At 72.7% G+C, this 14,315-nt stretch carries 16 protein-coding genes; 14 read left to right on the plus strand and 2 right to left on the minus strand.

Going from position 1 to position 14,315, the window contains the following annotated elements:
- Positions 1–2 precede the first annotated feature (2 nt).
- The 13 genes from BKA22_RS03790 to BKA22_RS03850 all read left to right on the plus strand — a co-directional run bounded on the left by BKA22_RS03790 (position 3) and on the right by BKA22_RS03850 (position 7,305).
- Positions 3–374 (plus strand): YbaB/EbfC family nucleoid-associated protein, encoded by a 372-nt coding sequence (locus tag BKA22_RS03790; RefSeq protein WP_146953935.1) that lies wholly within the window; start codon positions 3–5, stop codon positions 372–374.
- A gap of 2 nt (positions 375–376) precedes the next feature.
- The gene (locus BKA22_RS03795) at positions 377–682 is read left to right on the plus strand and encodes a type VII secretion target (protein WP_146953936.1); all 306 of its coding nucleotides are present in this window, start codon (positions 377–379) and stop codon (positions 680–682) included.
- Complete coding sequence (locus BKA22_RS03800) at positions 679–2,037, plus strand: TNT domain-containing protein (protein ID WP_146953937.1); 1,359 nt, start codon at positions 679–681, stop codon at positions 2,035–2,037. Before BKA22_RS03795 ends, BKA22_RS03800 begins: the two co-directional genes overlap by 4 nt.
- Positions 2,034–2,492: a hypothetical protein gene (locus tag BKA22_RS03805; protein ID WP_146953938.1), complete on the plus strand. Its 459-nt coding sequence runs from the start codon at positions 2,034–2,036 to the stop codon at positions 2,490–2,492. The genes BKA22_RS03800 and BKA22_RS03805 overlap by 4 nt, the downstream gene beginning before the upstream one ends.
- Before the next feature lie 123 nt (positions 2,493–2,615).
- On the plus strand, positions 2,616–2,945 hold the full coding sequence (locus BKA22_RS03810; protein ID WP_179561631.1) for a TNT domain-containing protein: 330 nt from the start codon (positions 2,616–2,618) through the stop codon (positions 2,943–2,945).
- A complete protein-coding gene (locus tag BKA22_RS03815; RefSeq protein WP_146953940.1) occupies positions 2,942–3,307 on the plus strand; it encodes a hypothetical protein in 366 nt (121 codons plus the stop codon). The genes BKA22_RS03810 and BKA22_RS03815 overlap by 4 nt, the downstream gene beginning before the upstream one ends.
- Before the next feature lie 133 nt (positions 3,308–3,440).
- Positions 3,441–3,827 (plus strand): SseB family protein, encoded by a 387-nt coding sequence (locus BKA22_RS03820; protein WP_146953941.1) that lies wholly within the window; start codon positions 3,441–3,443, stop codon positions 3,825–3,827.
- Positions 3,828–3,991: 164 nt separating this feature from the next.
- Positions 3,992–4,828, plus strand: a complete 837-nt coding sequence (locus BKA22_RS03825) for a hypothetical protein (protein ID WP_146953942.1) — start codon at positions 3,992–3,994, stop codon at positions 4,826–4,828.
- Positions 4,825–5,109, plus strand: a complete 285-nt coding sequence (locus tag BKA22_RS03830) for a hypothetical protein (protein WP_146953943.1) — start codon at positions 4,825–4,827, stop codon at positions 5,107–5,109. The genes BKA22_RS03825 and BKA22_RS03830 overlap by 4 nt, the downstream gene beginning before the upstream one ends.
- A complete protein-coding gene (locus tag BKA22_RS03835; RefSeq protein WP_146953944.1) occupies positions 5,082–5,351 on the plus strand; it encodes a hypothetical protein in 270 nt (89 codons plus the stop codon). The genes BKA22_RS03830 and BKA22_RS03835 overlap by 28 nt, the downstream gene beginning before the upstream one ends.
- Before the next feature lie 40 nt (positions 5,352–5,391).
- Positions 5,392–5,817, plus strand: coding sequence for a hypothetical protein (locus tag BKA22_RS03840; RefSeq protein ID WP_146953945.1), 426 nt, complete (start codon positions 5,392–5,394; stop codon positions 5,815–5,817).
- Between the two features lie 596 nt (positions 5,818–6,413).
- Positions 6,414–6,851, plus strand: a complete 438-nt coding sequence (locus tag BKA22_RS03845; RefSeq protein WP_146953946.1) for a hypothetical protein — start codon at positions 6,414–6,416, stop codon at positions 6,849–6,851.
- Positions 6,852–6,894: 43 nt separating this feature from the next.
- Positions 6,895–7,305, plus strand: a complete 411-nt coding sequence (locus tag BKA22_RS03850; protein ID WP_146953947.1) for a hypothetical protein — start codon at positions 6,895–6,897, stop codon at positions 7,303–7,305.
- 181 nt (positions 7,306–7,486) lie between these two features.
- On the opposite strand, the gene BKA22_RS03855 is transcribed toward BKA22_RS03850, so the two are convergent.
- Together BKA22_RS03855 and BKA22_RS03860 are read right to left on the minus strand one after the other, a co-directional pair.
- The gene (locus BKA22_RS03855) at positions 7,487–8,716 is read right to left on the minus strand and encodes an RDD family protein (RefSeq protein ID WP_146953948.1); all 1,230 of its coding nucleotides are present in this window, start codon (positions 8,714–8,716) and stop codon (positions 7,487–7,489) included.
- A gap of 79 nt (positions 8,717–8,795) precedes the next feature.
- Positions 8,796–10,148: a hypothetical protein gene (locus BKA22_RS03860; protein WP_146953949.1), complete on the minus strand. Its 1,353-nt coding sequence runs from the start codon at positions 10,146–10,148 to the stop codon at positions 8,796–8,798.
- A gap of 155 nt (positions 10,149–10,303) precedes the next feature.
- On the opposite strand from BKA22_RS03860, the gene eccCa reads away from it, so the two are divergent.
- A complete protein-coding gene (eccCa, locus tag BKA22_RS03865) occupies positions 10,304–14,293 on the plus strand; it encodes a type VII secretion protein EccCa (RefSeq protein ID WP_146953950.1) in 3,990 nt (1,329 codons plus the stop codon).
- Positions 14,294–14,315: the final 22 nt, after the last annotated feature.

Consider the following 14,315-nt stretch of genomic DNA (forward strand, 5'->3'; position numbering starts at 1 on the left):
CCATGGCAGCGTTCATGGACCCGGACGAGGCGATCGCCAAGGTCGCCCGCGACATCGAGGCCGCCCAGGAGCGCGCGGCCCGCGCCGGAGAGCTGAAGGCGGCCATCGACCGCGTGCGGGGCTCCGCGACGAGCCCCCGCGGGGAGGTGCAGGCCCAGGCCGACGCCTCCGGGCGCCTCACCGACCTGCACCTGAAGGACGACGCGCTGAACCTCGGGGCGGACCGTCTCGCCGTGCTCGTCCTGGAGACCGTGCAGGCGGCCACCCGCGACGCCGGTGCCCGAGCGGTCGCGACCACGGAGGACGCCTTCGGTACGGACTCGCCCCTCACGGCCCACCTGCGCGCCGAGGTCGCCTCCCGGGGGCTGGTGTGAGCATGTCGCAGTTCGTGGTCGACACGGAGGTGCTGAACCGGCACGCCTCACGCGTGCAGAACGTCGCCTCCGACGTCCGCACGGCCCAGCAGGCTGCCGCGACGACGGACCTGCACTCCGGCGCGTTCGGCGTGCTCTGCGCGTTCCTGCCCGCCATCGTCTCGGGGGTGGACTCCGCGGCGCGCGAAGCGATCGACGCGGTCCACCAGGCCACCGCGGGCACGGTCGAGGAGCTCGGTGCGATGGCCCGGGCATACGAGGCCGTCGACGCCCGGGTCGAGCAGGTGCTGCGCGGGCTGATGCCATGAGCGCGAACGCCCTGGTCGCCGGCCCGGTCGACACCTCCTCCTCGTTGTCCGGCACCGGCGTCGTGGAGTCCGTCTCCGACCTGTGCCAGTCCCTGCAGTCCGGCTCGTGGGTCGCCATCGGCCTGTCCGGCGTCGGCGCCACCCTCGACGTGGCCGCGGCCGTCGTCGACCCGATCGGCTCGCTCATCGCCGCCGGTCTCGGCTGGCTCATGGAGCACCTCGAGCCCCTGAAGGGCTGGCTCGACGACCTCACCGGCGACGCGGGCGCGGTGCTCGGGTTCGCCGCCACGTGGGACAACGTCGCCGGGGCCATGGACTCCGCCTCGACCGAGCTCGACCGACTCGTGCGTACCGACCTCGAGGCGATGTCCGGCGCCGCGATCACCTCCTATGCGACCTACGCCGACGACCTCGCCCAACGCATCCGCGCGACCAAGGACTCCGCCACCTCCATGGCCGGATCGCTGCGCACCTGCGCGACCGTCGTCCAGGTCGTCCACGACCTCGTGCGCGACACCCTCGCCCAGTTGGTCGGCTCGATCATCTCCTGGGCCGCCGAGGCCGTCCTCACCCTCGGCCTGGCCACCCCCGTCATCGCCGGCCAGGTCTCCACCCGCGTCTCGTCCCTGGCCACCCGCATCGGCCGGTCCGTCACCGACGTCCTGACCAGCGCCAAGTCGCTGAAGAACCTCATCGAAGCCCTCACCGACGCCCTGCGCCGCATGGGCACCCACCTCAAGAGCCACCTGCCCGGCGGGCGCGGAGCGACGGCAGCGGCAACGCCCACACCACGGCACCCCAGTGGGATGCCCTTGAGCGACGGAGCGCCGCGCTCTGCCTACGACCAACTGAGAGATCCGCACATCAGCCCTTCGAACGCGTCGATCGTTGACGCCCGCTACGACCCGTTCGGCGGGATGACGCGCGAGGAGTTCCTGGCTACCTATCGCAGATCTGACTCGACCACGCCGGACGGCTGGAGCTGGGACTGGCCACCTAACAACGGCGCGGTTCCCGGCTCCGAGGTCCGTCGCGCCGTGACGGCGGAGGACACGTTCCGACTCGACCGGATCGGGGGCGACGGTGGAACCTACTTCTCACCGCTCGACACCCCGCTGGACGGTCGGGCGCTCCCACCGGACCGCCTCAACTACACGCGGACAGAGTTCGAGCTCAACACCGGCCACGAGACGGTGAAGGATGGACTCCTCACCATCGAGACGTCCGAGATCGCACCTTGGTTCGGGCAGCCTGGCGGCGGCGTGCAGCACCGATTCTTCATCGGGACACGCGAGCTGACGCAGAAGGAACTCATCGACGGCGGTCTCCTGACGAGGGTGGGAACGACCGGATGACCGTCAACGACACGGGAGGGCCACAGGTGGAGGTCGGTCGGCATGCGCCGCCGGAGTTGGCAGAGCTCTTCGACGAGTGCGTCACGCTCGGCTACTGGCCCGGCGAGGAGTTCAACGTCCGCGGAATGCCGGGGGGATCGAGCGGCGACGTCATCGGCATCCGCCTTGACGGGAACTCCTATGTCATCTGGTCTGAAGACAACGGCCGCCCGCACGAGTTGCTGCGCACCGACGACTTCGACCGAGCACGCGCGTACTTCCTCACCGAAGTGGGTTGGCACGCGGGTTCGCGCGGCCACGGTCCGTACGCCGGACGAAGTCGTGCGGACGAGGAAGGGTGGACGTCCATGACTCCACGCGAGAGGACGATTCGCTTCTACGAGGAGCTCGGACTCCCGCTACCTCCCGCGCTGAGTGAAGCATCGGAGGACCGACCCGGGCACGCCGACGACTGATCGGCGCGCTCGAGCATCGAGGGAATGAACGTGAGCATCCAAAGGAGCACGATGGCTGGGTTTGGCGGTTGGCAGTGGCCTCCGGAGGGGCGCAGGGTGACGGGCAGCACGAATGTGCGTGCGGTGACCGCTGATGAGGCGCTCGTTCTCGACCGGATCGGCTCCGAGCAGGGCACGGACCTGTGGCCCTCGGAGGCACCGTTCGCGACGCGCTCCCTGCCCCCGGACCGGCTCGCACTCCCCCGACGCACCTACCGGCTGGTCGGCGACCACCCGGTCATCGCCGCCGGTGGCCTGCTGCTGGAGACCGCTGTGAGCGCACCCTGGTTCGGGCAGCCAGGAGGTGCGCCGATCTACCGGTTCCTCGACCAGGACGGCACGCCGTTGAGTGTGCGTGAGCTGCTCGCCTACCGGCTGCTGACCGACACCACCGCGCAGGAGATCCCCGCATGAGCACCCCCGGCAACGTCCCACCACAGGCCGCCGCCCTGCACACCGAGGCGCTGCGCCTGGGCCTGGAGGACGGCGTCGACTTCGGCGTGGCGTTCCTGACCGCGCAGGTCGGCAGCGAGGCCATCCTGTTCACCGGCACCCGCGAGGGGTTCGTCGTGCTCTACCAGGACTGCGACGACGTGCGACCCCTGTTCGGCTCGCCCGGCTTCGACGAGGCGGCACGCGCCTTCCTCGAGGAGGCCTCCTGGCTGGCGGCCTCGCGCGGCCGCGGCCCCTACGCGGGCCGCACCCGGCCCACCGGCACCGAGACCTGGACACTCGATCAGCTCACTGACGCCTTCGCCCGCAGAACTCGGCGATGACCCCGCGGGCTCGATCCGGGCACGTCGCAGTGGGGGAGTCCCGCTGTCGGCACGACCCTCCTCGCGATTCAGGCACTTGCCGCAAGTACCCTCTCGGCGAGCGACGCGATCCGAGTGCTCGGGGGTGAACCAAATGGCCACTGAGTTCGAACAGGCAATCGCGCGCGCCACCTCGGGCGACGACGACGGACGAATCGTCATGGGGATGCTCCCCGGAGCAACGCTGATCGTTCCGAGCCAATCCCCTGTCGCCGCCGACTTCGAGGGACTCTCGCCGATACTCTTCGATCGCGACGGCGTCCCCATGCTGGCCGTGTACACGTCGTGGCAACGAGTCGGCTCCGTGGCGAGCTACGCCATGACGATGACGGGTGAACAGGTGCTCTCTCGCATGCCGCCAGGCGTTGGGCTCGTCGTCAATCCCGGCCACGCCGAGGGGTTCGAGATGCCCCCGGAAGGCATAGTGAAGATGCGAGCGGACCTCGGGTCGGCACCACAACGGCCTGCACCCCCTGAGTGAGGGGTGTGGGGTTGCTGACGAGAGTCGGCACCACGGGATGACGGAGTCAATCGGACCCGGGGCAGTCCCGAGATCCTCGTACCACCAGGAACCCTCTACGACGTCGTCGACCGCAGCCTCAACACGCGCGGATTCTGGAACATCACTCTCAGACAGCAGGTGCCATGAACCAGTCCGGTGAGAACGATCCGCGCCCCGACCCCGCAACCTGGGACGTGCGCGCCCTCGCAGGTCTGACCGACGAGGAGAAGTCGGCACGGTGGAACGCGATGCTCGAACGCGCGATCGAGGAGGAGCTCGCCGAGGACGGGCCGCTGCGACCGGGTGACATCTCGACGACCAAGGGCAGTGACGTGCCGATGGTCATCACCACCGCCTGGCACGATGTCGCGCGAGAGTCACTGTCCACCTTCGCCCGAGTCGTCGACTCACGCCTGCACACGACGAACCTGCCCTCGACAGCCCCCCGCGCCGCCCGCCTGCTGACGGCACCCATGCTCCATCTCCCGCTCGGCAAGCTCCCCGTGCAGCTGCCGGTCCTGTCCCGCCTGAACGCCGCGACGACCTGCGCAGCCGGACCCATCGCCGCGACCGGCGGAACCGTCCTGGTCCTGATCCCTCTCGACCCGACCGTCACGTCCGCCACGACCACGAGCACGACACTCGTGGTCGACACGTTCTGGCTGCGACTGCTGACCATCACCTTCGACGATGCCCGACCCGACCTGATCGTCCTCGAACAGGTCACCCCGCAGACCGCCGCGAACCCCCACCAGTACCAGGCCTCCGTCCTGTGCGACCTCGCCGCTCGCGTCGTCGACAACCTGGCACGACCACGCAACCCTCGCCGACCCTGGCTGACGCGCCGCACAGGCCGCGGGACCTGGCTCGCGACACCCCTGCCCGACCCGCCGACCGACCCGCTCCCGCCACCCCCGCCCGCTCCGGACACCCGCACCAGCCCACCCCACAGCCGATCCCGAGATGAGGACTCCCGATGAGTCACGACCCCGGCGGGCTTGTCGACGCCGTCGCCAAGCTGCCCGCGTTCAACGGGATCGGCTTCCGCGGGCTGTCAGCGGGCGCCACCGAGCCACCGGCGCTCGGGGTCCTGACCGAGCTTCGGGCCGCCTCCCGGGACGTGCGCGTCGCCACGGAGAACTTCGCCAGCCCGACACTGCTCGTCGTGCTCAACCTGACCGCGCGCGACCTGTCCTGGATCGCCCAGCACCCCAGGACGCCGAGCTGGCGCTCATGCCCGCCACGGCGTGGCGGCGGCTGACCGAGTTCGAGACCGCTGGTCCCGTCCGCAAGGTCATCGTGCTGGAGGAGCTGGACCTGTCGGGTCGATCCCCCGCACCCACGGAGTGGGGGGCCACCGTCGCGGAAGTGACCGACCGCGCCGCGCATCTGGTGCAGCAAGCACTGACCACGCCCGCCGTCCCGATCCATGTCGTCGGCAAGTTCTGCGGTGACTGGCCGGCCGAGGTCCCGGCCGGCTGGGCGGAGCCACACGACCGCTGACGGCCGGCTACAGCCATGCAGCCCCAGGCAAGGAGACGTGATGGCAGGCCGATCGGTCCCGCCGGAGCTGGCAGCACTCTTCGACGAGTGCGCCGCGCTCGGCTACTGGCCAGGCGAGGATTTCAGGGGCGCGGGCATGCCGGGTGGCAGCAACGGTGACGTCATCGCGATCCGCCGCGAGGGTGACTCCTACATCATCTGGTCCGAGGACAACGGGCGCCCCCATGAGCTGTTGCGCACCGACGACCTCATCAGCGCACGGGAGCTCTTCCTCACGAAGGTCGGATGGCACGCCGGCGCTCGAGGCGCCGGGCCCTACGCCGGCAGGAACCGCCTGGAGGAGGAGGGCTGGACGAAGCTGACGCTGCGCGAACGGACCATCCGCGCGTACCGCGAGGAAGGACGCCCGGTGCCGGCCTACCTCCTCGACGATGCGGATGACGAGCCGCCGGCCGGCGGTGCGTGACGGCAGACGTCGCTCGCCCGCAGCGGCGGTGAGCGATCGCGGGGGGACATGCAGACGGCCTGGCCTGACGGTTCGGCGTCATCGGAGCTGCCGGCGCTCCACGACGAGTGCAGAGGGGCGGCCCCGGTCGAGCGACCTCGTTCGACGACCCACGACCTCACGCCGAGCCGATCGCGGCGTACAGCACGGTCACAGCAGCCAGGGCGCCGAGGTCGGAGCTGCGCGCCGAACCATCGGTCGACCTCGTCGAACGCTGCGGCGGGAGTGGATTCGTTCTCGATCCGGGCTCATCGCACAGTTGGCGGCCTGCTGTCGGCACGACGTTCCTCGCCATTCAGGCGTTCGTCGCGAGCACGCTCGCCGCGAGCGACGCCCTCCGTGTCCTGGGTGGCGAGTGAGGTGACCACAGCGTTCAGACCCGCCTTCGTGCGAGCCGCCACCGGAGACGACGACGGACGAGTCTTCATGGGGATACTCCCGCCCGCGACGCTGGGCTTCCCGCACCATGCCCAGGTCGGACCGAGCGTCGACGGGTTGCCGCCGAGGAGTACCCGGCGCAGGCCGGCCGGGAGGCACGACTCGCAGAGGAGGTCGAGATGACGTCCCGCCGGTCGGCACCGCCGGAGCTGGCCGAGCTGCACGACGAGTGCGTCGCGCGGGGCTACCTGCCCGGACTGGACTTCTTCGTCGTCGGCGTACCGGGGTTCAACGCCGGCGACGGCATCACGATCCGCCGTGAGGGCCAGACGTACATCGTCGTGTCCGAGGACAACGGTCGACCCCACGACATGCTGCGCACCAGCGACTTCGAACGGGCCCGCGAGCACTTCCTCACCGAGGTCGGATGGGGCGCGGGCTTCCGCGGCCATGGCCCGTACGCCGGTAGGAGTCGCCTGGAAGAAGCGGGGTGGACCACGATGACGCTGCGCGAGCGCACCATCCGCGTCTACCGCGACAAGGGACTCCCCATCCCCGCGTACCTGCTCGACGACTCCGACGACGCAACTCGTCGACGGCGACCTACTGAGGAGTAGTCGGCATCTACCGATGACCGACAGAAGAATGGGAGGACCAAGGGTGGAGTTCGGCCGGCATGCGCCACCAGAACTGGTAGCGCTCTACGACGAGTGCGTCGCGCTCGGCTACTGGCCGAGCGAGGACTTCGACGTCAGGGGCATGCCGGGAGGCAGCAACGGTGACGTGATCGCGATCCGGCGGGAGGGTGGGACCTACATCATCTGGTCGGAGGACAACGGTCGCCCCCACGAGATGCTGCGGACGGACGACTTCACGACAGCACGTGAGCTCTTCCTCACCCAGGTCGGGTGGCACGCCGGCGCCCGTGGCATCGGGCCCTACGCCGGCAGGAACCGCCTCGAGGAGGAAGGCTGGACGAGACTCACCGAGGACGAGCGAGTCCTCCGCGTCTACCGCGAGATGGGAAAGCCGCCACCCGCCTACCTGCGCAAGGACGAGCCCGGCGAGTGAACCACCGGCGGGGCCCGATCGACGCTCCGGCCCCCGCAGGTCGGCAGCGAGGCCGTCCTGGGGCCGCACCCGGCCCACCGGCACCGAGACCTGGACCCTCGATCAGCTCACCGGGGCCTTCGCCCGCAGAACCGCCGGTGAGCCCTGCCGTCACCAACCGGATCGGAGCCCGGTGGGTCGGTCAGCTGACGGCGTGCACCGTGAAGGTGCGCTCGCCGAGGTGCACGGTCGACCCCGACGGGACGGGCACGCGCTGCCCGGGGGGCACCACCATGCGAGCGTGCCCGGGCGCGGTGAGCGACGTGCCGTTGCCTGAGCCGGCGTCGCTAACCCAGAAGCCACCGGCGTCGATCCCGAACCGGGCGTGGGTGCGCGACAGGCTTCTCCCAGGGTCGTCGATCGTGACGAGGTGGTCGCACGGGTCACCCGCGAGCGCGCGCGGGTTGCGGCCGATGAGCCCGGTGCCGGTGACGCTCAAGGCCTCACCGGTGTCGAGCGTCAGGACGTAGACGGCCACCGCCGGGTGCGGGTTCTGCACGCCACGGACCGGCCTGAGACCTGACGGTGCGGGCTGCTCCGGCACCGGGAGCGGCGGCGGCCCGGGCACGCCGGGCGGGGGCGGACCACCGAGCGGGTCCACCCCGGCCGACACGGACCGGACCTGGCTCGCGGGCACCGCGCTCCCGACGCGCACGACGGGGTGAGCGCCGCTCGGGGCGGGGAGAGCGAGGCCCGCGCCCGGGAGGTCGCCGGTCGGCTCGTCGTCGATCCGCAGGCCGCGGACGTCGACGACGACGGCCTTGGCGAGCCGGTCGTGCCACCCTTGCCGCCGGCCGGGGTCGGTTGCGGTGGTCGCCACCAGCGCCCACTGCCCCAGGCCGAGCACGAGGTGCCCGGCAGCGAGCAGGAGTGCACGAGGCGCGGCCCGGCGCGTGCCGAGGGAGTACGGCGACTCCTCGCGCGAGGTGCGCAGGCCGAGCACCAGGTTGCCCGGGGTGAGGCCGGTGCGCGCCTCCCACACGACGAACCCGACGGCCAGCTCGATCCCGGCCACCGCCGCGAGCCATCCGCTGCGGGTGCCGAGCAGGACCACGAGCGCGAGCAGGAGGACGCCGAGCGTGTCGAGCGCGAACGCTCCGAGCCGCCGACCGGTCCCGGCGGGGACGGTGCCGTCGAACGCGGGGCCCAGTCCTTCGGGGCGTGACCGCTCGACCGCTGCGACCGGGGCCGTCGGCTCGGCACGCAGCCCGACGGACGGCAACCCGACGGGCAGCTCGATCGGCGCGGCAGGGGCGACCGGGGCCGGCTCGCCGCACGTGCTGCAGAACCTCGCCCCGGCCCGCAGCGGGCGTCCGCACGCCGAGCAGGCGTACCCGGTGGCGGGCGCGGGGGCTGCTGGCACGTCGGTCATCCTGCCACCCGGCCCCGGACGCGACGGACGGCGACCGCGGATCGGGAGCCCAGCCCTGCCCTGCGCGACGACCCGGACCTCATGACGTGACCTGCCGGAGCAGCTCCACGGCGCCGGCCGCGACGAGGGCCGCCGGCAGGGCGAGGACGATACCCAGCCCCTCGAGCCCGTCGGCGGCACGTGAGGCCACGACCGAGGACCACCCCCGTGCCAACGGGATCGCGAGAGCCGCCACGGCGAGAGCCACCACGGCGACCCCGGCGGCGACCACGGCCCGGCTGTCGGCAGGGGCGAACGACACGGCCTCCAGCACGACCACGCCCGCACCGGCTCGCGGCCACCACCGGGCCACGGCTCCCCGTGCGGTGCGCGGCCCGAGCGCGAGGGCCAGCACGACGCAGACGGTCAGGGCGACCGCCCCCCACCCGGCGACCGTGCCCGGCTGCGTCGAGACGAGCACGACGGGCAGGAGCAGCGCCGGGAGCGCGGACGCGACGACCGTCCCGGCAGCCTTGCGCCGCTCGGCGAACGCGACGGTCCGGACCACCTGCGTCGCACTGACCCGACCGAGACCGCGGGGACCCGGGCCACGGACCGAGGTCGCGGTCCGTGACACGCGTGCGAGGTCGACGAGCTGGTCGTCGGGCACGGAGAGCGCGTTCTGCGGCAGGGCGCGCAGGGCCAACGGCGTCGCGCCGACCAGCACGGCGGCCAGGACGACCGTGGGCAGCCCGAGCAGGAGGCAGACGAGGGCGAGCGCGGACGCCACGGACGTCGCGACGAGGACGACGCCCGAGACGTCGTCGCCGGTCGCCTCCCCCGCCCGGCGGTCGGCCTGCACGGCGACGTGGCGAACACCCGCGACGACCGCGGCGGCCGCAAGCCCTGCGACGACGGCGAGCCGACGACCGGGATCGTCGACCGGAGCGACGACCAGGACCGCGGTTGCCAGGCCGAGCAGCGGGCCGCACACGGTCGCCGCGGTGCGCGCCACCGAGCGCCCGAGGGCGCAGCCGAACGCACCGAGCGCGCAACCGAGCGCACCGAGGACGGCGCTCGCCCCCGAGGGCGCCACGCCTGCCGGGAGCAGCACGACGGCCGCCACCGTCAGGGCCGCCACCGCACCGACCGACAGCAGCGCCGCCTCGACGGGCGGACGCCGACGCACCGCTGCGTGCGCCCCCGCGTCGCGGCGACCTCGTGGGGCCGGCGCCGGGAGGGCGGCATGCACGGCGCCGCCGTCCTCCAGCTGGGATCCCACGGTGGCGGACCGGTCGAGCAGACGGCCGGCCGAGTCGACGAGCAGCGCGTGGGACGTCTGCGGCGCGACCGCGTCGAGCACGTCACCCAGAGCCGCGGTCGGGTCGAGCGCCACGTCGAGCCGTCGGGCGCCCACGTGCACCGCCAGACGGGTCAGCGTCGCGTGCGCCACGCCACCTCCACCCGTCGTCCCGTCCCGCTTGCGTGCGCGCCCATGCTAGGGGCAGCGCGCACGGGCGTGCGGACAGGGCCGGTACGGTGACCATGGCTCGCGCGGCGCGCGCGGCCCGCACCCACCACCGCAGCTCCTGAGGAGACGTCCGGCCGATGTCGTTCACGGCACCGCAGGGTGCACGCCCCGCACCCCCGTCCGTCCCGTCCGGCAAGGTCGTGCTGCAGGCGCCCCCCGAGATCCAACCGTCCGACGGTGTGTCCGGGATGCTCGCCAACGCGATCCCGATGCTCGGCTCCGTCGGCTCGATCGTGTTCGTGGCGATGGCCAACCCCGGACCCCGGGGCACGCTCGCCGCCGGCATGTTCCTGCTGGCCTCGGTCGGGTTCATCGGCGTCAACGGGTGGCGGCAGCGTTCGCAGCACCAGGCGGCCGTCGTCGGCGCCCGTCGCGAGTACCTGGCGTACCTGGCCGACCTGCGAGGGACGGTCCGGCACACCGCCCGCCGGCAGCGCGACGCAGCACTGTGGGCCTCGCCCGACCCCCGCTCGCTCGCCGCGATCGCCGAGGAACGTTCCCGCGTCTGGGAGCGTCGACCCGGGCACCCCGAGTTCCTGCGCACCCGTGTCGGCGTGGGCGAGCAGCCGCTGGCCCTCGAGCTGGAGGCCCCCGAGACCCCGCCGCTGGCCCAGCTCGACCCCGTGGCCGCGTCCGCCGCGCACCGGTTCCTCGTGACGCACAGCGTGCAGCAGGACATCCCGCTCGCGCTCGACGTGCAGTCCGTCGCGCGCATCGAGCTGATCGGCCCGGAGGCCGAGGCTCGCGCGCTGGCCCGCGCGGTCGTCACGCAGCTGACGACGTTCCACTCGCCGGAGAACCTGCAGGTGGCGGTGCTCGCCGGCGCCCGCACGGCAGCCGAGTGGGAGTGGGTGAAGTGGCTCCCGCACGCGCACTCCACCCGCGCGCGGGACGCCGTCGGGCCCGCACGGCTCATCGGCGAGGCCCTCGCCGACATCGAGTCGCTGCTGGCGGAGGGCCTGCGCGAACGCCCTCGCTTCGCCGCGAACGTGCAGGACGCACCGCTCCCGCACGTCCTCGTCGTGGTGGACGGCGGCCAGGTGCCGGTGGGCAACGCGATCCTCACCTCCGACGGCGTCCTCGGCGTCACCGTGCTCGAGCTCCCCGAGCGGTGGGACGACCTCGACGACCCCTCGACCCTGCGCTTCACGGTCGGCGCCAAGGCGACGACGGGCCCCCGCGCCGGGCAGGTCCCTGCCGAGGTCGTCCGGCTCGGCGTCGCACCCAGCCGCCTGCACGTCGACCAGCTGTCCGTCGCCGAGGCGGAGGCGGCCGCCCGCCGTCTGCTCCCGCTGCACCTCGACGCCAGCACGCAGGGCTCCGAGGTCGCCGTCTCGTCCGAGCTCGTCGACCTGCTCGGGCTGGACGACGTGCGCGACCTCGACCTGGACGTGGCCTGGCGCCCCCGGCTGCCCCGTGACCGGCTGCGGGTGCCGATCGGCCTCACGCCGCAGGGCCAGCCCGTCGCCCTCGACCTCAAGGAGTCGGCGCAGCAGGGCATGGGCCCGCACGGCCTCATCATCGGCGCGACCGGTTCCGGCAAGTCCGAGGTGCTGCGCACGCTGGTGCTCGCCCTGGCCCTCACGCACTCGCCCGAGGACCTCAACTTCGTCCTCGTCGACTTCAAGGGCGGCGCGACGTTCGCCGGCATGGCGGGCATGCCGCACGTCTCGGCGGTCATCACCAACCTCGGCGAGGAGCTCACGCTCGTCGACCGCATGCAGGACGCCCTGCAGGGCGAGATGGTCCGCCGCCAGGAGCTGCTGCGCGCCGCAGGGAACTTCGCGAACGTCGCCGACTACGAACGGGCCCGGCACACCGACCGCCCCGACCTGGCCCCACTGCCCGCGCTGCTCATCGTGTGCGACGAGTTCTCCGAGCTGCTGTCCGCCAAGCCGGAGTTCGTCGACCTGTTCGTCGCGATCGGCCGCCTGGGCCGGTCCCTGCAGATGCACCTGCTGCTCTCGAGCCAGCGGCTCGAGGAGGGCCGTCTGCGCGGCCTGGAGTCGCACCTGTCCTACCGGATCGGCCTGCGCACGTTCTCCGCGCAGGAGTCGCGGGCCGTGCTCGGTGTGCCCGACGCGTACGAGCTGCCCGGCATCCCCGGCGTCGGCTACCTCAAGCCGGACCCGACGACGATGGTCCAGTTCCGCGCCTCGTACGTGTCCGGACCGCCCAAGGCGCGGCGCCGTCAGACGGGCAACGCTCCGGGCGCACCCGCCGGCCGCGCGCGCCTGGAGACGTTCTCCGCCGCGCCCGTGCTCGGGCTGCGCACCACCGACGAGGCGGTCGCGCCGCTGCCCGGCGCCGAGCCCGACGAGACCCGGGCGACCTTCGACATCGCCGTCCAGCGCATGTCCGGACGCGGACCGGCCGCGCACCAGGTGTGGTTGCCTCCCCTGATCGTCCCCTCGACGTTCGACCAGCTGATGCCCGACCTCGTCGTCGACCCGGCACTGGGCCTGGTGTCGCCGTCATGGCGCGGAGCAGGGACGTTGACGATCCCGCTCGGCATCGTCGACCGACCGCTCGAGCAGCGGCGCGAGCACCTCGCGGTGCAACTCGCAGGGGCCTCCGGGCACATGGCCGTCGTCGGCGGCCCGCGCACCGGCAAGAGCACGCTCGTCCGCTCGGTCGTGACGGGCCTGTCCCTGACGAACACCCCGCGCGAGGTGCAGTTCTACGTGCTCGACTTCGGAGGCGGGACGTTCGCGCCGATGGCCCGCCTGCCGCACGTGGCGGGCGTCGCCGCCCGGTCCGACGCCGACGTGGTCCGACGGGTCGTCGCCGAGGTCGAGGGGATCATCGACGGCCGCGAGCGGTACTTCCGCGACTACGGGATCGACTCCATCGAGACCTACCGCACGCGCCGCGCCCAAGGGCAGGTCGACGACGGCTACGGCGACGTGTTCCTGGTGCTCGACGGCTGGGGGACGCTGCGCAGCGAGTACGACGAGCTCGAGCTGCGGGTGCAGGCGATCGCGGGGCGCGGCCTCACCTTCGGCGTGCACCTGATCGCCTCCGCCACGCGGTGGATGGACTTCCGCTCGCAGGTCAAGGACCTGTTCGGCACCCGCATCGAGATGCGGCTCGGCGACCCCATGGACTCCGAGATCGACCGCAAGGTCGCCGTGAACGTGCCGACCGGTCGACCGGGGCGTGCGCTCGTCACCTCGAAGCACCATGCGCTGACGGCCCTGCCGCGCATCGACGGCGACGGCGCCGCGGACACCCTCGGGGCCGGGGTCGAGCACCTCGTGCAGGCGGTCGCCGACGCGTGGACCGGCGCACCCGGACCGCGCCTGCGTCTGCTGCCGGACCAGATCGGACTCGACGTCGTCCGCACCGGCGCCGCACCGGACGCGACCGACCGTCGCCTGCTCCTCGGTATCGACGAGTCGCGCCTGGCCCCTGTCGCGTTCGACGCGGCCGAGGAGCCGCACCTGTACGCGTTCGGCGACGGCGGGTCCGGCAAGTCCAGCTTCCTGCGGCTGGTGGCCGCGGAGATCCGCCGCACGCACACCCCCGCACAGGCGCAGGTCTTCGCGGTCGACCTGCGGCGCTCCCTGCTCGGGGAGATCCCGGACGAGTACCTCGCGGGCTACCTGACGACGCAGCAGCAGGCCACGACCGAGCTCACCGGGCTGGCCGACTACCTGCGCAGCCGGCTGCCCGGGCCTGATGTGACCCCCGAGCAGCTGCGCAACCGGACCTGGTGGTCCGGTGCCGAGGTCTTCGTGCTGGTCGACGACTACGACCTCGTGGCCACCAGCTCGGGCAACCCCCTGGCGGCGCTCGCGCCGCTGCTCGCGCAGGCTCGCGACGTCGGTCTGCACCTGGTCCTCACCCGACGCTCGGGCGGGGCCGGACGGGCGATGTACGAGCCGGTCCTGCAGTCGCTGCGCGACCTGGCCGCCCCCGGGCTCGTGCTCTCCGGGGACCCGGAGGAGGGTGCCCTGGTCGGCGGTGTCCGGCCGACGCCGTCCGTCCCCGGCCGTGCCCACATGGTCAGCCGCTCGGCCGGTCACCAGGTCGTCCAGCTCGCCTGGAGCCCACCGACGCTCTGAGGACCCCGAGGGCCCGCTCCGT

The organism is Cellulomonas soli, assembly GCF_013409305.1.
Taxonomy (GTDB): domain Bacteria; phylum Actinomycetota; class Actinomycetes; order Actinomycetales; family Cellulomonadaceae; genus Cellulomonas; species Cellulomonas soli.

Coding starts and splice junctions, on each gene's coding strand:
- BKA22_RS03790 (WP_146953935.1), top strand. CDS start 3: ATGGCAGCGTTCATGGACCCGGACGAGGCGATCGCCAAGGTCGCCCGC.
- BKA22_RS03795 (WP_146953936.1), top strand. CDS start 377: ATGTCGCAGTTCGTGGTCGACACGGAGGTGCTGAACCGGCACGCCTCA.
- BKA22_RS03800 (WP_146953937.1), top strand. CDS start 679: ATGAGCGCGAACGCCCTGGTCGCCGGCCCGGTCGACACCTCCTCCTCG.
- BKA22_RS03805 (WP_146953938.1), top strand. CDS start 2,034: ATGACCGTCAACGACACGGGAGGGCCACAGGTGGAGGTCGGTCGGCAT.
- BKA22_RS03815 (WP_146953940.1), top strand. CDS start 2,942: ATGAGCACCCCCGGCAACGTCCCACCACAGGCCGCCGCCCTGCACACC.
- BKA22_RS03820 (WP_146953941.1), top strand. CDS start 3,441: ATGGCCACTGAGTTCGAACAGGCAATCGCGCGCGCCACCTCGGGCGAC.
- BKA22_RS03825 (WP_146953942.1), top strand. CDS start 3,992: ATGAACCAGTCCGGTGAGAACGATCCGCGCCCCGACCCCGCAACCTGG.
- BKA22_RS03830 (WP_146953943.1), top strand. CDS start 4,825: ATGAGTCACGACCCCGGCGGGCTTGTCGACGCCGTCGCCAAGCTGCCC.
- BKA22_RS03835 (WP_146953944.1), top strand. CDS start 5,082: ATGCCCGCCACGGCGTGGCGGCGGCTGACCGAGTTCGAGACCGCTGGT.
- BKA22_RS03840 (WP_146953945.1), top strand. CDS start 5,392: ATGGCAGGCCGATCGGTCCCGCCGGAGCTGGCAGCACTCTTCGACGAG.
- BKA22_RS03845 (WP_146953946.1), top strand. CDS start 6,414: ATGACGTCCCGCCGGTCGGCACCGCCGGAGCTGGCCGAGCTGCACGAC.
- BKA22_RS03855 (WP_146953948.1), bottom strand. CDS start 8,716: ATGACCGACGTGCCAGCAGCCCCCGCGCCCGCCACCGGGTACGCCTGC.
- eccCa (WP_146953950.1), top strand. CDS start 10,304: ATGTCGTTCACGGCACCGCAGGGTGCACGCCCCGCACCCCCGTCCGTC.